14 protein-coding genes and 5 tRNA genes are annotated in these 19332 nt (G+C 40.5%); 5 read left to right on the top strand and 14 right to left on the bottom strand.

What is annotated here, in order from left to right; genetic code table 11:
* Window positions 1-97 precede the first annotated feature (97 nt).
* Window positions 98-4072 (bottom strand): ATP-dependent RNA helicase HrpA, encoded by a 3975-nt coding sequence (hrpA, locus tag FH976_RS01770; RefSeq protein ID WP_194089193.1) that lies wholly within the window; start codon window positions 4070-4072, stop codon window positions 98-100.
* Window positions 4073-4239: 167 nt separating this feature from the next.
* Entirely contained in the window at window positions 4240-4929 is a 690-nt protein-coding gene (locus FH976_RS01765) for a sulfite exporter TauE/SafE family protein (RefSeq protein WP_194089266.1), read from the bottom strand.
* 207 nt (window positions 4930-5136) lie between these two features.
* On the opposite strand from FH976_RS01765, the gene FH976_RS01760 reads away from it, so the two are divergent.
* From FH976_RS01760 to cdd, 5 genes are all read left to right on the top strand, one after another.
* On the top strand, window positions 5137-5583 hold the full coding sequence (locus tag FH976_RS01760; protein WP_194089192.1) for a tellurite resistance TerB family protein: 447 nt from the start codon (window positions 5137-5139) through the stop codon (window positions 5581-5583).
* A 130-nt stretch (window positions 5584-5713) separates the two neighbouring features.
* Complete coding sequence (gene sbcB, locus FH976_RS01755) at window positions 5714-7138, top strand: exodeoxyribonuclease I (protein ID WP_194089191.1); 1425 nt, start codon at window positions 5714-5716, stop codon at window positions 7136-7138.
* A gap of 69 nt (window positions 7139-7207) precedes the next feature.
* Window positions 7208-7582, top strand: coding sequence for a CidA/LrgA family protein (locus FH976_RS01750; protein ID WP_194950287.1), 375 nt, complete (start codon window positions 7208-7210; stop codon window positions 7580-7582).
* A gap of 2 nt (window positions 7583-7584) precedes the next feature.
* Window positions 7585-8271, top strand: coding sequence for an LrgB family protein (locus tag FH976_RS01745; RefSeq protein WP_194089189.1), 687 nt, complete (start codon window positions 7585-7587; stop codon window positions 8269-8271).
* Window positions 8272-8496: 225 nt separating this feature from the next.
* Window positions 8497-9387, top strand: coding sequence for a cytidine deaminase (cdd, locus tag FH976_RS01740; RefSeq protein ID WP_194089188.1), 891 nt, complete (start codon window positions 8497-8499; stop codon window positions 9385-9387).
* A gap of 168 nt (window positions 9388-9555) precedes the next feature.
* Here the strand turns inward: cdd and FH976_RS01735 are convergent, their stop codons facing one another.
* The 12 genes from FH976_RS01735 to uvrY all read right to left on the bottom strand — a co-directional run bounded on the left by FH976_RS01735 (window position 9556) and on the right by uvrY (window position 19311).
* On the bottom strand, window positions 9556-10200 hold the full coding sequence (locus FH976_RS01735) for a thiopurine S-methyltransferase (protein WP_194089187.1): 645 nt from the start codon (window positions 10198-10200) through the stop codon (window positions 9556-9558).
* A gap of 78 nt (window positions 10201-10278) precedes the next feature.
* Complete coding sequence (gene ihfA, locus FH976_RS01730) at window positions 10279-10575, bottom strand: integration host factor subunit alpha (protein WP_027697326.1); 297 nt, start codon at window positions 10573-10575, stop codon at window positions 10279-10281.
* A gap of 748 nt (window positions 10576-11323) precedes the next feature.
* Complete coding sequence (gene pheT / locus FH976_RS01725; protein ID WP_194089186.1) at window positions 11324-13738, bottom strand: phenylalanine--tRNA ligase subunit beta; 2415 nt, start codon at window positions 13736-13738, stop codon at window positions 11324-11326.
* A gap of 19 nt (window positions 13739-13757) precedes the next feature.
* Window positions 13758-14738 (bottom strand): phenylalanine--tRNA ligase subunit alpha, encoded by a 981-nt coding sequence (gene pheS / locus FH976_RS01720; protein ID WP_194089185.1) that lies wholly within the window; start codon window positions 14736-14738, stop codon window positions 13758-13760.
* A 539-nt stretch (window positions 14739-15277) separates the two neighbouring features.
* A tRNA-Cys gene (locus tag FH976_RS01715) sits at window positions 15278-15351 on the bottom strand.
* A gap of 75 nt (window positions 15352-15426) precedes the next feature.
* Window positions 15427-15502: transfer RNA gene (locus tag FH976_RS01710), tRNA-Gly, on the bottom strand.
* Window positions 15503-15531: 29 nt separating this feature from the next.
* Window positions 15532-15618 (bottom strand) — tRNA-Leu (locus FH976_RS01705).
* 93 nt (window positions 15619-15711) lie between these two features.
* Window positions 15712-15787 (bottom strand) — tRNA-Gly (locus FH976_RS01700).
* Window positions 15788-15806: 19 nt separating this feature from the next.
* Window positions 15807-15880: transfer RNA gene (locus tag FH976_RS01695), tRNA-Cys, on the bottom strand.
* A gap of 311 nt (window positions 15881-16191) precedes the next feature.
* Complete coding sequence (pgsA, locus tag FH976_RS01690; RefSeq protein WP_194089184.1) at window positions 16192-16758, bottom strand: CDP-diacylglycerol--glycerol-3-phosphate 3-phosphatidyltransferase; 567 nt, start codon at window positions 16756-16758, stop codon at window positions 16192-16194.
* A gap of 46 nt (window positions 16759-16804) precedes the next feature.
* Window positions 16805-18667, bottom strand: a complete 1863-nt coding sequence (uvrC, locus tag FH976_RS01685; protein ID WP_194089183.1) for an excinuclease ABC subunit UvrC — start codon at window positions 18665-18667, stop codon at window positions 16805-16807.
* Window positions 18667-19311, bottom strand: coding sequence for a UvrY/SirA/GacA family response regulator transcription factor (uvrY, locus tag FH976_RS01680; RefSeq protein WP_194089182.1), 645 nt, complete (start codon window positions 19309-19311; stop codon window positions 18667-18669). The genes uvrC and uvrY overlap by 1 nt, the downstream gene beginning before the upstream one ends.
* Window positions 19312-19332 lie beyond the last annotated feature (21 nt).

Below are 19332 nucleotides of genomic sequence, written 5' to 3'. Positions count from 1 at the left end.
ATCTCGCACTTTGTAATTTTCAGCTATGATTCAGTAGTTGCCTATTGAAATCAAGCACAAAACCTAACATTTTTGTCACTTTTCTGTTTTTATAAGACTAACAAGCATCAATAGCATTTTTTATCCGCTTATCAGAAACGGGATAAGGCGTTCCTAGCTGCTGAGCAAAGAAACTCACACGTAACTCCTCAATCATCCAGCGAATTTCTTTTACGTTATCGGGAATTTCAACACCTTTAGGGAGCTTATTTAGTAACTCCTTATAATCCTTAACTGCCGATTCTACTTTTAACATATGTAAGCGATCGCGATTTGGATCAATGGGTAATTTTTCCATACGACGCTCGATTGCTTTCATATAACGTAAAATATCCGGCAGGCGTTTCCATCCACATTCGGTTGCGAAGCCTTTAAATATCAGCCCTTCTACTTGCGCTTTAATATCAGATAGTGCAAACGCCATGGTGAAATCAACTTTGCCTTTAAGCTTTTTATTAATGCTAAATGCAGTCGTTAAAATAGTTTCAACTTGCTGGGCGATATTAACAACCGTGTCATCCAACTCAGCACGAACATGCTCTTTTAATACTTCAAATTGTTCTGGCTGCCAAACTAAACCGCCTTTTTGTTCAATCAGTTTATCAATGCCACAGGCTATACAATCATCAATAAGATCAAGCACTCTTCCGTATGGATTAAAGTATAAACCCAACTTGGATTTGTTCGGTAAATTGCTGTGTAAATATTTGATTGGCGATGGCACATTCAACAAGATTAAACGACGTTGCCCGGCTTTCATCGCTTGTTGTTGCTCTTGCTCGGTTTCAAACAATTTAATTTTAACGCTATCTTTAGTGTCCACCAGCGCAGGGTATGCTTTAACTTCAAAACCGCCGCGTTTTTGTTGATACACTGTTGGAAGCTCACCAAAACTCCACGTATGTAAACCTTGCTGTTCAATATCATCATCCGCTACTTGGGATAACGTTTCTTGCACTTTATCTTTTAAGCTTTCTTTCAGTTCATACAAATCATAATGTTCTTTGAGCTTACGTTTTCTATGATCCACCGCGCGGAATGTGACTTTTAAATGATCAGGAATTTGTTCAAGCTGCCAATCTTCTCGCTTAATTTCAACCCCTGTTATACGGCGCAACTCTTTCTCTAAAGCGTCCAGTAATGGTAATTCCATTGCCGTCACTCTTGATAGAAAAGCATCGGCATAGTTTGGCGCTGGAACGAAGTTACGGCGTAGCGTTTTAGGTAAAGATTTAATCAAGCTCACCACCAACTCATGGCGTAAACCTGGAATTTGCCAGTCAAAACCGTCTTGGCTGATTTGATTTAAAATCGGTAATGGAATATGAACGGTCACACCATCTCGATCTTGATCAATCGCCGTTTGTCCTGGCTCAAATTGATAGCTCAGCTTTAATTTCAAACCGTTTTGATGCCAAAAGTTAGGATAATCAAGATCAGTGACATGGCTAGCGTCACTTCTAAACAACATGGCTTTTTCAAAGTTCAGCAATTCAGGTTCAGCTTGACGTGCCTTTTTCCACCATGCATCAAAATGACGGCCAGACACTACTTCCGTGTTCACTCGTTGATCGTAGAACTCGAACAGCTCATCATTATCAACTAAAATATCGCGACGACGAGACTTATGCTCAAGCTCTTCTACTTCTTTTAATAGCTGACGATTCTGTTTAAAGAAATGGTGTTTGGTTTCCCAATCGCCTTCAACCAATGCGCTACGAATAAAAATTTCACGGCAGATAGTAGGGTCAATCGAGCCATAATTAATGGTGCGTTTAGGTACAATCGGAATGCCATATAACATCACTTTTTCATGCGCCATAACCGCAGCTTGTTTCTTCGACCAATGCGGCTCGCTATAACTACGTTTGATTAAATGCGGTGCTAGCGGCTCAATCCATTCAGGTTGAATTTTGGCAATAATACGCCCCCAAAGCTTGGAGGTTTCCACCAACTCTGCCGACATAATCCATTTAGGCTGTTTTTTAAATAAGCCAGAAGCTGGAAAGATATGAAAGCGAGCATTACGCGCGCCTTGATACTCGCTCTTCTCCGCATCTTTCATACCAATATGTGAGAGTAAACCAACTAAAAGCGCACTATGAACAGCTTCGTAATTAGCTGGATCCGAATTGAGCTTTGTGTTCATTTCACGCATCGCTTGATGAATTTGAAAATACACATCTTGCCACTCACGCACGCGTAAATAATTTAAGTAATCTTTCTTACACAGGTTACGAAATTGGTTGCTCGATAATGCTTGTTGCTGCTCTTTAACGTAATCCCATATATTCACAAACGTTAAGAAGTCTGAATCTTCATGGAAGAAGCGTTTATGTTTTTCATCTGAGGCTTGTTGTTTATCTGATGGACGTTCGCGCGGATCTTGAATAGACAATGCCGCAGCAATAATCATCACTTCTTTCAAACAATTATACTTAACCGATTCCAATACCATTCGAGCTAAACGAGGATCGATCGGCAGCTTCGCCAATTTTTGACCTGTGGCTGTTAAACGCTTTTTCGGATCGGTAGAGTTAGGGTTAATCGCTCCTAACTCTTCCAGTAATCGCACCCCATCTTGGATATTACGCTTGTCCGGCGCTTCAACAAATGGGAAGGCATCAATATCCCCTAGCCCCAGAGCCGTCATTTGCAGAATAACGGAAGCTAAGTTGGTGCGGGTAATTTCAGGATCAGTAAATTCATCTCGTGAGTTGAAATCTTCTTCTGAATACAAACGAATACAAATACCATCACTAACACGTCCACAACGTCCTTTACGCTGATTGGCACTGGCTTGTGAAATTGCTTCAATTGGCAAACGTTGAACTTTAGTGCGATAGCTATAACGGCTAATACGCGCTGTACCGGGATCAATGACATATTTAATGCCCGGTACGGTAAGCGACGTTTCGGCTACATTGGTCGCCAGTACAATTCGCCGACCAGTGTGTGATTGAAAAATCTTATTTTGTTCCGCTGAAGATAAACGCGCATACAGCGGCACCACTTCTGTATCTCGCATGCTGCGATTACCAAAGGCGCGTTTAATTAAAGCGTCGGCGGTATCACGGATTTCACGCTCACCATTCATAAAGATCAGAATGTCGCCTAGACCAGGCTCATCACATAGCTCATCGACCGCTTGAAAGATACCTTCGAGCTGATCATGGTCTTGATCGGCTTCATCTGGATTAAGCGGACGATACCGCACATCCACCGGATAAGTTCGACCAGACACTTCAATGATCGGTGCTTTATCAAAATGATTAGAAAAGCGTTCAGGATCGATGGTTGCAGACGTAATAATGATTTTAAGATCAGGGCGTTTAGGCAATAGCTCTTTCAAATAACCCATAATAAAATCTATGTTAAGGCTACGTTCGTGAGCTTCATCGATAATGATGGTGTCGTATTGATTTAAAAATCGATCGTGCTGAATTTCCGCCAGTAAAATACCATCGGTCATTAATTTGATCTGAGTATTATCGGATATCTGATCGTTAAATCTAACTTTATAGCCAACGTATTCCCCCAGTGGCGTTTGCATTTCTTCAGCTATCCGATTAGCAACAGAGCGCGCTGCCAGTCGTCGAGGTTGAGTATGGCCAATTAAACCTGTACGACCTCGCCCAAGCTCACTGCAAATTTTGGGTATCTGGGTGGTTTTACCCGAGCCGGTTTCCCCTGCAATGATCACCACTTGGTTATTCGCTATCGCCTCAGCAATATCATCGCGTTTCTGGCTTACTGGCAGGATATCTGGGTATTCGATATGCGGTTGTTGTAGGCGTCGGTTTTGTACCACCATCATCGATTTTGCAATATCCATGGCGATTTCATCAAACACTTTGGCTTTCGCATCTGGGTTTTTAATCTTACTCGCACCATGAATGCGTTTACTTAAACGAAAACGATCACGGATCATGCAGTCTTTTAAGGCTAAGCGAAGGCTATGAGCACTGTTCCCTTGACTGGATGACGTATCTTGAGAGGGAGAGTTTGGTTGATTAGGCTGAGACTGGGTCAAAGCAATTCCTATTGAATTTAATGTTTGAATGCACGTTACCTTTCTTTATCAACAATATGCTTGTATCAGCACTATGGGATAAGTCAATATGCTATGACATCAAGACCAGTGGGTAAGATAACGGAAAATTGGGGCTATGATAGCACAGCCCCAAATAGGGAAGAAAGTTAAGAAAAAGCGCGGATAATCGCGGCTAGCCCACTAGCTGAGCAAAGTACCAACGTAAAAATACGTATCCACTGTTTAGATACATACTTTACCACTATTTGTGCTGTGACATATCCCAGCCACCCCATTGGTAATAATGGCAGCGTCATGATGAAATGCTGCCAAGTAAGATAATCAATGAAGTATAGGACAATCAAAGACATAGTAGAGCTAAATACAAAGAACGCCGCTAGGTTACCCCGTAACGAAGAGGCATCTTGGTGTTGTAAAATCAATGCCATTGGAGGGCCACCAATACTAGAGCTTGTGCCCATAAAACCAGAAAAGAATCCAGCAATAGCCATACGTTTAGGTGTAGGTTCAAAACGTACAGGCAACAAGCTAATCAATACTGCCAATAACACCATTCCCCCGAGCCATAATGATAAAATAGAACTCGATACAAATAGTAGCAATATACCACCTGCAATTGACCCTGGGACTCGCCCATAAATAGCCATTTTTAGGCCACCAATCGCGATGTTGTTTCTATACTTATAAGCATTAAAAAGTGAATTAAACAACGCCACCATAACAATAGGCGCAGGGATATATTCAGGCGAGACAATAAATAATAAGGGTGCAGCCACAACCGCCAAACCGAACCCAATGGCACTTTGTACGAAAGAACCTAAAAATATTAATCCCATCGCCATTAATACTGTGTGATTGAACTCAAACATGAATACTCAAAAAGTAATGTAGAAAGGTTCATCATAAACCAGAGTAAAAAGCATATACACATTTGTGGGTAAATAAATTTTATGAGAAATATAATGAAAACTATTTCTATACTTGAATTTTATCGTTAAAAAAATGACTATAGTTATCACTAACTCGTAAAATTGAAGGCACCTATGATCCAATCCCTTAAAAGCTTATTAAGTCAGCTCACGGAAGGCGCTGAAAATGCCTCTAATACGGCAGGTACTCCGGATCTGGCTATTGCCGCATTACTTTGCCAAGTATCTCAAGCCGACCACTCTATCGATGAGCAAGAACAAATCGCTCAGACCAATATGCTGATGAAGCTAGTCAATATCACAGAAAGTGAAGCTAAAGAACTACTAAGCCAAGCTAATATTCGCTCTGAAAACTCCGCTTCCGTATACGAATTTACCGACCAGTTACGAGAATTAGAGCAAAAAGAACGTTTTGAATTAATTCAAGCTATGTGGAACGTCGCCTACGCCGATGGCTACCTTGATCCAATCGAAGAAGCTGTAATCCGAAAAGTCGCTGAACTACTTTATGTCAATCATAATGAGTTTATACGAGCCAAATTGTCGGTTGTAGAGAAATAACTCAATTTTTGTAAGCAAGCGTACTCGTAGAAATAAAATAATCTTGCTCACAATGCAGTCGTTAGTTTTCGTCTTCCATCAAAAGAGGTAGTATTACGCCATTGATACTATTGAATATCTAGGACACTTCATGAGCAACCAACATGCCCCAACCTTTTTCTTTTTTGATTATGAAACATGGGGCGTGAGTCCAGCTAAAGACCGACCAAGTCAGTTTGCTGGGGTGCGCACAGATGCAGATTTCAATATCATTGGTGAACCGTTAGTTATTTACTGCCAACCACCAGCAGATTATCTACCGTCTCCAGAAGCAGCTTTAATCACTGGTATTAAGCCTCAATTAACTGTACAAAAAGGTCTGCCAGAACCTGAATTCATTAGACAAATCCATCAAGAGTTTGCCAAGCCTAATACCACCTCTTTAGGTTATAACAATGTGCGTTTTGATGATGAAATTACCCGCTACACCCTATATCGTAATTTTTATGACCCGTATGCTTGGTCATGGCAAAATGGTAACTCGCGCTGGGATTTATTGGATGTAATGCGAACTTGCTATGCCCTACGCCCTGATGGCATCAACTGGCCAGAAAATGAAGACGGATTACCTAGCTTTAAACTTGACCGCCTATCCATCGCTAACGGTATAGAGCACAGTAACGCGCACGATGCGATGGCAGATGTGATTGCGACCATTGAACTGGCAAAAAAACTTAAAACGGCGCAACCTAAGTTATTTAGTTACTTGCTGAATATGCGCCACAAAAATAAACTTAAAGAGCTAATCGATATTGTCAATATGACGCCTTTGATGCATGTGTCTGGTATGTTTGGCGTACAACGATCGAATACCAGTTGGATTGTTCCAATGGCTTGGCACCCTAGCAATGCTAATGCCGTTATTGTGGTGGATCTAGCCAAAGACCCTACACCATTATTAGAATTAGACGTTGAGCAACTGCAAAAACGTTTATATACCAAACGCGATGATTTAGCGCCAGATGAACTCCCTATTCCAATCAAACTTGTCCATCTAAATAAGTGTCCTATTCTAGCGCCAGCGAAAACCTTAACCGCTGAAAATGCTGCAACCATAGGTATCGACCGTACTCAGTGCCTAACTAATTTAGCCACATTGAAAGCCAATCCTGAGATCCGTGAAAAATTAATCGGTTTATATAGTATTGAACGAAACTATCCACAAGATGACAACGTCGATACTCAGCTTTATTCTGGATTTTTTTCACCTGCTGATAAATCGACCATGGATATTATCCGTGAAACCGAACCAGAAAAATTAGCCGGTTTAGAGTTATCCGTAAAGGATCCTCGCATTGCACCGTTACTATTTCGCTACCGCGCTAGAAACTTCCCTTGGACACTAACAGAGCAAGAACAAGAAAAATGGCGTGCACATTGTCGTGAATACTTTGAGGCCAATATTGAAGACTATATATTGAATCTTGAGAACCTTGCTCATGAACATGAGAGTGATAGTGCTAAAATGGATGTGCTAAAAGCAGTCTATCAATATGTAGAATCCATCGCTTCTTAAGTAGGCCATTTATACAAATTCAATTACTTACAACCCATTTCATAGGAATTATTAGTGTTTAAGAAAATCATGGGGTATATCATCTCTTTGGGCATCATCATGGCTTGCTTATGGCTCGGAAATGGTATTCAGGCATTATTGTCACTTTCTATTCCCGGAAGTATTTTCGGCATGTTAATTTTATTCGGACTTTTAGTCTCAGGGTTAATAAAAGTAGATTGGGTAAAACCAAGTTCACATGCCTTTATCCGCTATATGATTATTCTATTTATCCCAATTAGTGTCGGCTTAATGGATTACTTCCCCTTGCTTATTGATAATGCTCTTTCTATTTTTGCTAGTAGTGTTGGTGCTACCACCTTAGTTTTAATCTTATTAGCTTTAGGGTTACAAAAAATCCTGTCCTCTAAACCCAATATATCTAAAACGAAAAAGGAATCCTAAACATGTGGTTGTTACTTACTTTTGTGGTTTTCTTTTCCGTCCGTTGGTTTACCAGTAAAGTTAATAGCCCGCTTGCCAACCCTTTGCTATTAAGTATTATCATTATCATTCCAGCCTTAATGGCATTGGATGTACCGTATAAAATCTACTATGCCCAAAATGATTGGATGACGTATCTATTACAGCCCGCTGTTGTCGCACTCGCCTATCCACTTTATGAACAACTTCCACAAATAAGGCAAAATTGGAAAATTATTCTCCTTGCTTGTGGAGTAGGAAGTTGCATGTCGATGCTTTCGGCAGGGTTAATTTCGGTTTCTTTACATACCGACCCAACATTAGTGGCAAGCTTAATGGGAAAGTCAGTCACGACGCCTATTGCTATGGAAATAGCGAAAAGTCTCGGGGGAGAGCCGGCGATTGCAGCGATTTTAGTATTAATTGTTGGTGTGTTTGGTTCTGTATTTGCTTATCCAATCTATACATTTTTAGGCGTAACGCACCCTATTGCTCGTGGTTTAACGATGGGAACAGTTTCTCATGCTTTAGGTACGGCGACCTGCGCAGCTAAAAACTCTGAAGATGCTGCATTTAGCTCTTTAGCTTTGGTCTGCTGTGGGATCATTACTTCAATCCTTGCACCACTCTTTTTTACTTTTTGTTTATGGGTTGGTGGCTTCATCGGCTAAAACACTAAAAATCACACAGCGATATAAGTAATATGTACCGACAAACAGGAAGCAACTAATGCTTCCTGTTTTTGTCTCTACCAAAATGCGATCTTTATCACTTATCAAAATTTAAAATAGCTAATCTGCCGTTAAAAGTTGATCAATGTAACGATTAAATGAAAATATAATGTATATACTTCGATAAAGCGTGATCAAAAACTACAAATTTAAAGGGAATATAGAATGACAATTCAACACGACGCAGTACACCTTGAGTTATTGCCTAATAACACTCAAACCAAAGTGATTGAATATTTGAACCATGCGAACTTTACAGGTCACTTTACTTGTGAACAATACCAAGATCTCTTAAACGATTCGGGCTTATCTGATACCGAACTAAAGCTAGCTTTATTACCACTTGCCGCTTCACTCTCTTACTGTTCCATTTCTAATTTTCACGTTGGTGCTATTACAGAAGGTCTGTCTGGCGCTATTTATTTGGGTGCCAATTTAGAGTTTGCAGGTACGCAGATGGGACAAACTGTTCATGCTGAACAATCCGCGATTAGTCATGCGTGGATGAAAGGTGAAGCTGGGATCAAAAGTATCACCATCAACCACACACCCTGTGGCCACTGCCGCCAATTTATGAATGAACTCACCACAGCTAATGAGCTAAGTATTCAATTGCCTCAAAGGGCGGCGATGTCATTAAATGAATTATTGCCAGAATCTTTTGGCCCTGCAGATCTAAATGAATCAAGCCGTTTAATGGATCAAAACCAACAAGCTCTCACAAGCCCAGACAATACCGCTTTAATCTCTGCGGCAGTATCAGCCTTAAACATGAGCCACGCACCTTATAGTAAGAATTACAGTGGTGTCTCTATTCAAGTCCAAGAAGGTAGTATTTTCAGTGGTAGTTATGCTGAAAATGCGGCATTTAATCCCAGCCTACCTCCACTTCAAGTCGCGCTTAATATGTTGTTATTAGCAGGACATTCGCTCGATACAATTACATCAGCATGTTTAACCGAACTATCAACTGGAGTAATTAGCCATTTAGCTGAGACTCAATCGACATTAGAAGCTATCAATCCTGATATCACATTAGATTACCTATCCTTATAACGTTTTTGGTAATAGCTACTTTCTAATTCCCTAACCCATTTAACGGCGTATTGATAATACAAGTCGTTAAATGGGCTATTTTTTGTATATGTATATCGTGAAAGCATCCGTTGTTTAGCCGCAGAAGAGTTTAATATTAAACATCCCTTTATCACTTTTTTGATATCTTTATTTCTCAATCAACCACACTTCTTCTGCAAAACGTGACAAACCATTTTGAATTTTAGGATGCGTGGCATCAGCTTCATTACGATGTAAACGTGTGACTTTCATTTCTGAATACAATTGGCAAATTTCAGATTCTGACACATTAAAGGGCGGACCTTGCATCTCACTTTGCTCATAATCTAAACCAATCAGCAATATTTTTCCATTGGGCTTCATTAACGATTTAAGTCGTTCAACATATTGAGCACGTAAAGATTGTGGTAGAGCAATCATTGCCGCACGGTCATAAATAAGGTCATAACTTTCGAGCGGTGCCGTAAAAAAATCACCTGTATAAATCGATAGCTCATCAAATTGATATAGTTCATGTTGACTACTTAACGAAGTCACCATCGGTGTATATAAGTGCTCTGCAAAAAATGATCGCACCGCAATATTACTCAACTCAACACCCGTCACCGATTGATGCTTAGTGGCAAGCCATATTAAATCTTCACTTTTACCACATAATGGAACCAGTACACTTTGATCTTGAGTGGGCTGAACTTGAGGCCAAAACTGAGGTAATAGTGGATTGACATCAACAAGGTGAAAACCAATTTTATTTTCTGCCCACTTATTATGCCAAAACTCTTGATCTTGCATATTTAACCTTATGTATTATTGATTGATCAAATAGCAAAAAGGCCACCTAAGGTGACCTTTCTTCACTTATAACCAATGTTATTTTTCTATCTTAATATTTTCAACACGGGCTTTAAGTTTCTGACCTGGTCGAAATGTTACGACTCGACGTGCAGAAATTGGAATGTCTTCACCCGTTTTAGGGTTGCGTCCTGGTCTCTCACTTTTATCACGCAGATCAAAGTTACCAAAACCAGACAATTTAACTTGTTCGCCATTTTCTAGTGCTTTACGAATCTCTTCAAAAAACACTTCCACTGTATCCTTGGCATCACGCTTACTGTAGCCAAGTTTTTCAAACAGGTTTTCAGCCAAATCGGCCTTAGTGAGCGCCATAAAACTATCCCTCATGTGTCACCACATATTTGTGGCTTAATATTGCATTTACATTTCAACAAGCAAAAAAGCTAACTGTAACTTCGAAAGTGTATGCCAAGCTTATGATTTTCGCCAAATTTTTTTAATTTAATATGAAGCGAAAAAGTAACCTTAACCAGAAGTCAGGTGGAAACAATGTTAACAATCAGAAAATTAAGCTAATAATGATAGAATACCAACATATAATACTAGAGTATTCAAATCTTCTGTTATTAAACTCTGTATTTTTAATTAAGAGATCTAACAATAAAATAGACCTTCAAACACTAAATCAGTAGGATAATTGCTGTTATTACATTAGCTTAAACCAATAATATGAATAAACCTTATCATTTTTCCCTCTTTCTTGTATACGATTTTAGTGTGGAAATTAGTCGAAATAAAACTTATTACTGATAAAAAGTATATACGCTCACCTTCAAGTTTTAACGACTAAAAAACCAACTGACACTACACTTAGAAGTATGGATTATTCCTCCATTACATATAGATCACGAGTATAACGATTGTGTGAAGGGTTGGTTGTGCTATTAACACCTTGCGTTGTTTTTAAGTGAATAAAAGACTATGCAATCAATAGGTTATAGACTTTTATTCAGAATTCAGGTTAATTATCAATAATGGCTTTATTTTCAAACAAAAAATCCGCTTTTGAATATACAAAAGCGGATTTTATATTGTCAGAAATAATTTCTGTACGAGTTAATTAATCTCGTAATGAAGCACCAAATTGCTCACTTAACGCAGATACAATCGCATCAACAGATGTAGCAATATCAGCATCTTCTAGTGTACGTTCAACCGATTGTAAACTTAATGCGATAGCAAGACTCTTCTTACCTTCTTCAACGCCTTTACCTTGGTAAACATCAAATAATTTTGCGCCAGTTAATAGCTCGCCACCATGAGTAAGACAAGCATTAACGACATCGCCACTTGCTACAGAGTCATCTACAACTACAGCAATATCACGACGGTTTGCAGGGAATTTTGATAAACCAACGGCTTCTGGGATCACGCGAGTATCAATTGCAGACAATTCGATCTCAAAAACAACCGTACGACCATTCAGACCAAACTTACGCTCAAGTTCAGGATGAACAGTACCAATAACACCCACAACTTTCTCAGTTTCAAGATCAGCATCAACAATGATTGCCGCTGATTGACCAGGATGCAGGGCTGGGTGCTGAAGCGCAACAAAGCTGTAAGCATTATCATTAGCTGATAATTCTAAAACGGCTTCTAAATCGCCTTTAAGATCAAAGAAATCGACCGTGTTGGTTTCCATACCCCAATGCTCTTCACCACGAGCACCTGAAATAACACCAGCTAACATTGGTTCTTGAAGCATGCCATTTTCAGCCGATTCACATGGAATAAAACGTAAACCGTATTCAAATAAACGAACGCGTGGTTGCTGGCGTTTTTGGTTGTGAACCACGGTGTTAAGCAAACCCTGAATTAAGCCTAGACGCATTGCTGACATTTCAACTGAAATCGGGAATGGCAGAATAAGTGCCTCAACATCAGGAACAATCAGCTTTTGTTGCTCAGGTTCAACAAAGCTATAAGTAATCGCTTCATGGAAACCACGGTCAACCAACAAGTTACGAACACGTTTAAGTGGCAGAACGGCTTCTTTATGATCGTTCATATTCAATGCAGCCACTGGCGCTTGATTTGGAATATTGTTGTAACCGTAAATACGGCCAACTTCTTCAATCAAATCTTGCTCAATAGCAATATCAAAACGCCACGTTGGCGCAATAGCAGCCCAACCATCAACGGTTGTTTCTACACTCATACCAAGACGCTCTAAGATTTCAGCAACCTCTTTATCTTCGATATGGTGGCCTAGAAGGCTGTCGAGTTTAGTCCGGCGTAATGCTACTTTATTTGGCGTTGGTAAATCCGAATCAGATTCAACTGCAATCACTGGCGCAACATCACCACCACAAATTTCAACTAATAAGGCTGTTGCACGTTCCATTGCGCTCGCTTGTAGTGCGTAGTCCACACCACGCTCAAAACGCATAGAAGAATCAGTGTGTAGACCGTAACTACGTGCGCGACCACGAATATGATCAGGAGCAAAGAATGCACACTCCAATAATACGTCTTTGGTTTCACTTCCTGATTCTGTGCTCACGCCAGAATCTTGACCGCCAAAAATACCAGCAATTGCCAGTGCTTTAGAATGATCGGCAACCACAAGCGTATCAGAATTCAATTTCGCTTCTGTGCCATCAAGCAGAGTGAGCTTTTCATCTTGCTCTGCCATACGCACCACAATACCACCGTCGATCTTAGATAGATCAAACGCATGCATCGGTTGGCCTTGTTCAAGTAAAACAAAATTAGTGATATCAACCACTGGATCGATAGAACGAATACCACAACGGCGTAATTTTTCTTGCATCCAAAGTGGTGTTTCAGCATTCACGTTAACGTTCTTAACCACACGCCCAAGGTAACGAGGACATGCCGCTGGTGCTTTGACTTCAATGGAAACTATATCATCAATACTTGCAGTAACGTTCCCTGAACTTGGCTCTGTGATATCTGCGCGGTTTAAAACACCCACTTCACGTGCCATACCACGAAGACTGAAACAATCCGCGCGGTTAGCCGTTAAATCAACATCAATCGTCACGTCATCTAAACCAAGAAATTCACGGAAATCAGTACCTAAAACCGCACTTTCAGCTAATTCCATAATACCGTCAGATTCGATATCAATACCTAGCTCGCTAAATGAACACAACATACCGTGTGAAGGCTGGCCGCGTAGTTTGGCTTTTTTAATTTTAAAATCGCCAGGTAAAACTGCGCCAACCGTTGCAACGGCAACCTTGATCCCTAAACGGCAGTTTGATGCGCCACAGACGATATCTAATAATTCCTCAGCGCCAATATCCACTTTGGTCACGCGCAGTTTATCGGCATCAGGGTGTTGACCGCACTCAACCACTTGACCGACTTTTACGCCAGTGAAGCTACCAGCAACAGGAAGTACATCATCGACCTCTAGGCCAGCCATAGTAATTTGATGAGCTAGCTCTTCGGTTGTAACCGCAGGGTTAACCCACTCACGAAGCCATGATTCGTTGAATTTCATTGTAATTAATCCTTCTCGGTTACTTAAATTGTTTTAGGAAACGAAGATCGTTTTCGAAGAACGCACGTAAATCGTTTACGCCATAACGAAGCATGGTTAAGCGTTCTACGCCCATACCAAATGCAAAGCCCGAGTATTTTTCTGGATCAATGCCAACACTGCGAAGTACATTCGGGTGAACCATGCCACAACCTAATACTTCTAACCATTTGCCATTTTTTCCCATTACATCCACTTCTGCCGAAGGTTCTGTGAATGGGAAATAAGAAGGACGGAAACGCACTTCCACTTCTTCTTCAAAGAAATTGCATAAGAAATCGTTCAAGATACCTTTTAGCTGAGCAAAGTTGACGTTTTCATCCACTAACATCCCTTCCACTTGGTGGAACATTGGAGTGTGAGTTTGGTCATAGTCATTACGATATACACGACCCGGCGCAATGAAACGAAACGGTGGTTTGCCGTTTTCCATAGTGCGGATCTGAACACCAGACGTATGAGTACGCAGCATAAGGTCTGGATTAAAGAAGAAAGTATCGTGGTCAGTACGAGCAGGATGATCTTGTGCGATATTCAATGCATCAAAGTTATGGAATGCATCTTCAATTTCTGGGCCCGCTTGTACATTGAAACCAAGTTCGCCAAAAAATTGCTCAATACGATCGATAGTACGAGTAACTGGGTGTAACCCACCATTTTCAATACGACGACCAGGCAATGAAACATCAATCGTTTCAGCCGCCAATTTGGCTTCAAGTTCGGCGCGCTGCAAAGCATCTTTACGTGCTGCTATCGCTTGCTGAACAACACCTTTCGCTTTATTGATCTCTTGACCAGCAGCACGACGTTCTTCTGGTGGTAACTTACCTAAGCTTTGAAGTTGTAGGGTTAAATCGCCCTTTTTACCTAATATCTGTACTCGCACATCTTCAAGCGCGACAACAGAATCAGCGTTATTGATCGCTGCCGTTGCATTGGCAATAATTTGTTCTAATTGCATCGTTTCCTCACCTACCGTAGGTAGTTTTGTGGGTAATTCCTAAAATAAGGCCATTTATACTGCCATTTTGCTCAACGTCTTAGCGAGACAAATCACGTCAAAAAGTTATGCAAAATGGCAACCTTACTCATCATGTTAATAAATCTGGCATGATAAAAAGCTTGGCATGATAAAAACCTACCAAAATAGCGGTATATAGTAATAAAACACGCACCTAAAGCCAAATTGAAATCACCGTAAATAGGGCTTTATTTCTTCACTTTCTTTAATTGTTATTCTCTTTCCCTTTTTAAGCTCGATTTATACTCTTTTTCAGTGCACTAGCAGCTATTCACATTAACCATTAACATAATTAAATTTGATAGAACGTAAAGCCAATCATAGGGATGAAAATAATAGATAATCCGGATCGGTAAGTCTGAACAATGATTATTGATACCAATGGATTAATTTACTTCATAACCGGTTCAAGAAATTTAGATCTAATAAAGAAATGCAATGCTATTTTGGGAGATGAAAACATAAGGAGGAAAACTGAATGGAGGCGCCTCCCGGAGTCGAACCGAGGTACACGGATTTGCAATCCGCTGCATAGCCACTCTGCCAAGGCGCCATTCAATTGAAAATATACTGTAGTTTATACATTATGAAATAAAAAACCCTAACACTACTGTTAGGGCTTCTAATTTGGAGCGACACACGAGGCTCGAACTCGTGACCTCAACCTTGGCAAGGTTGCGCTCTACCAGCTGAGCTAGTGTCGCGATGCTGTATTGCTACAGACTTTAATAGATGGTGCCCCGGGCCGGACTTGAACCGGCACAGCGCGAACGCCGAGGGATTTTAAATCCCTTGTGTCTACCAATTCCACCACCAGGGCACGCAATTCTTTATTGCGATGCACCTAACCGAAAAGTTAGAACACCATCTGATACCAAATCATTCCTAAAAATAAATTTAATATCGCAAATTTTGGAGCGACACACGAGGCTCGAACTCGTGACCTCGACCTTGGCAAGGTCGCGCTCTACCAGCTGAGCTAGTGTCGCAATGTAATCACAAGATAATTGGAGGCGCCTCCCGGAGTCGAACCGAGGTACACGGATTTGCAATCCGCTGCATAGCCACTCTGCCAAGGCGCCTTACCTTGAAGAAAAATCATCAACACTGCTATATAAACTTGCGTTGAGTTCCTCTTGAGTACGGGGTGGCATTTTACGGATTCCGACAACTACGTCAACACTATTTTTAAATTTTTAAATCGTTTGGATGCTTTATAATCAAAAACCGTTGATTTGGTCAAATTTCTAGCAAAAACGTGATGTTATAGATTAAAAGACCTTAAATAAAAAAGCCTTACACAATGAAGTGACCCCCAATAGTTGGACAACCAACATTGGGGGTCACTTCACAATGGTAAGGCTCGTTTATTAAAAATGTATTTTTAGACAACTTATTCTTTCTCGTCTTGCTCACCAGCGAGTAAATCGCCCTTCGCTGCTTTAAGATATTGGATCATAGACCAATATGTTAAGGCTGTTGCAATATAAAGCGCGGCATAACCAACCCATACCATCCAATCATCATAGCGCCATATTAATACCCATAGCGCAAACATTTGGCTCAACGTCTTCCATTTACCAATCCAAGACACGGCAACACTCGCTCGTTTACCTATTTCAGCCATCCACTCTCGTAATGCTGAAATGATAATTTCTCGAGCAATCATAGTGGCTGCGGGAATCGTTATCCAAATAGTATGGTAATGCTCAGCAATTAGGAGGAGTGCTACCGCCACCATGACTTTATCAGCCACCGGATCGAGAAAAGCGCCAAAACGAGAAGTTTGCCCCAGCTTACGAGCTAATACTCCATCTAACCAATCTGTAAAACCAGCCACCCAAAAAACCATGGCGGCTGCAAAAGGTGCCCAAGTAAATGGAAGATAAAAAATAACTACGAATACTGGAATCAAGGCCAGTCTAAGCAAAGTTAAAATATTGGGTATGGTAAATCGCATAATTACTGACTCTTGGTGGGGACAAGTTAATGTTGCTTTAAAAGCATTATGGTTTCAATGCCTGATGTATGATTTCTGCTAAAGATTTGCTGATCCTAGGGACTTTGCTTATTTCTTCTACAGTTGCACGTTTTAATTCTTGTATACCACCCATGTATTTTAACAAGGCTTGCCGACGTTTAGGCCCAACGCCGTCAATACCTTCTAAACTACTGGTTCTACGGGTTTTACCTCGTTTAGCTCGGTGACCACTAATGGCATGATTATGACTTTCATCTCGAATGTGCTGGATTAAATGCAGCGCAGGTGCGTCACTCGGTAAATTAAACTCTTCGCCATTTACTTTTATCAAGGTTTCTAAACCCGGTTTTCTAGTCACACCTTTAGCAATACCAATTAACTCTGGCTTTTTAGGCCAATCAGACCAATATTGTTGAAGGATATCATGGGCTCGATTTAGCTGCCCTTTACCACCATCAATAAAAATAATATCAGGAATTTTTTCAATTTGATGTACATCAGTATATTGCTGTTTCGAATATCGTCTATCTAGCACCTGAGCCATAGCCGCGTAATCATCACCACCTGTAATACCTTCAATATTATAACGGCGATAATCTTGCTTAACAGGCCCTTCTCGGTTGAACACGACACAAGACGCAATCGTGCTTTCTCCCATTGTATGACTAATATCAAAACATTCCATACGCTCAATACGTTGTAACTTAAACTCTTTCTCTAATGCTTTCACTCGTTGATTAACCGTCATTTTATGGCTAATTTTCGCCGTTAAAGCACTTAAGGCATTAGTATTGGAAAGTTTAAGATAACGCTCACGTATTCCGCGAGGATTGGTATGAAACTGAACCTTGTGACCCGACAACTGGACAAGGGCCTCTTGTAAGCTAGAAGTCTCATCAAATAAGGTGTTATCAAACAATTCACCACTCATCGTAATACGATTTGGGATGGTAGATGCTTCATTATGGCTTAAATAATACTGACTTAAAAAACTCGAAAACACTTCTTTATCATCAGTATTCGCCGGAATTTTAGGAAAATGACTACGGCTACCCAGAATCTTACCTTGCCTTATCATTAATAGATGAACACAGGCAAGACCATTTTCTTTAGCAAATCCAATAACATCCATATCTTCAAGTGAATCGTCTGAAACAGATTGCTGTTCTTGCACACGACGAATTGCTTGAATTTGATCGCGATATTTAGCGGCTTGTTCAAATTGTAAAGCTTGGCTGGCTTGTTCCATTTTAGCGATCAAAGCATTAAGCACTTGGTCATCTTTGCCCTGTAAGAAAAGACGAACATAATGAACACTTTCGGCATATTCTTCATCGCTTACTAAGCCTTCAACACAAGGCCCCGAACAACGATCAATTTGATACATCAAACAAGGCCTTGTTCGATTGGCATAAACGCTGTCTTCACATTGACGTACGGGAATAATTTTTTGCAATAAGTGCAACGTTTCCCGTACCGCCCCCGCTTCAGGATAGGGGCCAAAATATTCACCCTTTCGGCGTTTTACACCACGATGATAAGCAAGTCTTGGGTGCTTGTGTTTAGATATTAAAACGTAGGGGTAAGATTTATCGTCTCGTAGTAAGACATTGTATTTGGGTAAATATTGCTTGATATAATTATGTTCGAGAATCAATGCTTCCGTTTCAGTATGAGTGACCGTAACATCAATTTTTTGGATATGACTAACCAGCGCTTTCGTTTTTTCATTATCAACGTTTCTACGAAAATAACTCGCAAGACGTTTGTTTAAATTTTTAGCTTTACCAACATAAATAACGTCATCCATGGCGTTATACATACGATAAACGCCAGGCTGTTCAGAAACAGTTGATAAAAAAGAGGCGGAATCAAAATCTACCGACACTATAAAGTCTCGGTAGTGATCATTCCGTAACGGATCGCAAGGTGTGTCAGTTCAACATCGCCACCAATATCTAGCTTACTGAATAAGCGATAACGATAGCTGTTTACCGTTTTCGGGCTTAGATTCAGTTGCTCAGAAATATCCGTTACTTTTTGTCCTTTCGTGATCATCAGCATGATTTGTAATTCACGTTCAGACAGCTCTTTAAAAGGGTTATCTGATGATGCTGAAAATTGGCTTAGTGCCATTTGTTGCGCGATTTCTGGTGAAATATAACGCTGTCCGCTGTTAACCATACGAATCGCATTAACCATCTCATCAGGCGCGGCCCCTTTGGTTAGGTAACCAGAAGCTCCTGCTTGCATAACTTTGGTTGGAAAAGGATTTTCGGTATGAATAGTTAACACAATAATTTTAATGTCCGGATTAAATCGTAGGATTTTTTTGGTGGCTTCCAAGCCTCCAATACCCGGCATATTCATATCCATTAAAATAACATCCGCGTAATTAGCACGGCACCATTTTACAGAATCTTCACCACTGTCAGCTTCCCCTACTACTTTCATTCCACGGACGTCTTCAATAATACGTCGAATCCCTGTGCGAACCAGTTCGTGATCATCTACAAGGAAAACATTTATCACTCTTGTATCTCCACACTTGGA

Source organism: Vibrio hibernica (assembly GCF_015223435.1).
Lineage (GTDB): Bacteria > Pseudomonadota > Gammaproteobacteria > Enterobacterales > Vibrionaceae > Vibrio > Vibrio hibernica.
The sequence above is the reverse complement of the archived record's forward strand: the minus strand, read 5'-3'. Positions and strand labels throughout refer to the sequence as shown.

Bases quoted from the DNA above. Each gene is read 5' to 3' on its own strand.
- FH976_RS01765 (WP_194089266.1), bottom strand. From the start codon at position 4,929: ATGGGATTAATATTTTTAGGTTCTTTCGTACAAAGTGCCATTGGGTTC.
- cdd (WP_194089188.1), top strand. From the start codon at position 8,497: ATGACAATTCAACACGACGCAGTACACCTTGAGTTATTGCCTAATAAC.
- FH976_RS01745 (WP_194089189.1), top strand. From the start codon at position 7,585: ATGTGGTTGTTACTTACTTTTGTGGTTTTCTTTTCCGTCCGTTGGTTT.
- sbcB (WP_194089191.1), top strand. From the start codon at position 5,714: ATGAGCAACCAACATGCCCCAACCTTTTTCTTTTTTGATTATGAAACA.
- FH976_RS01735 (WP_194089187.1), bottom strand. From the start codon at position 10,200: ATGCAAGATCAAGAGTTTTGGCATAATAAGTGGGCAGAAAATAAAATT.
- pheT (WP_194089186.1), bottom strand. From the start codon at position 13,738: ATGAAATTCAACGAATCATGGCTTCGTGAGTGGGTTAACCCTGCGGTT.
- FH976_RS01760 (WP_194089192.1), top strand. From the start codon at position 5,137: ATGATCCAATCCCTTAAAAGCTTATTAAGTCAGCTCACGGAAGGCGCT.
- FH976_RS01750 (WP_194950287.1), top strand. From the start codon at position 7,208: ATGGGGTATATCATCTCTTTGGGCATCATCATGGCTTGCTTATGGCTC.
- pheS (WP_194089185.1), bottom strand. From the start codon at position 14,738: ATGCAATTAGAACAAATTATTGCCAATGCAACGGCAGCGATCAATAAC.
- ihfA (WP_027697326.1), bottom strand. From the start codon at position 10,575: ATGGCGCTCACTAAGGCCGATTTGGCTGAAAACCTGTTTGAAAAACTT.
- pgsA (WP_194089184.1), bottom strand. From the start codon at position 16,758: ATGCGATTTACCATACCCAATATTTTAACTTTGCTTAGACTGGCCTTG.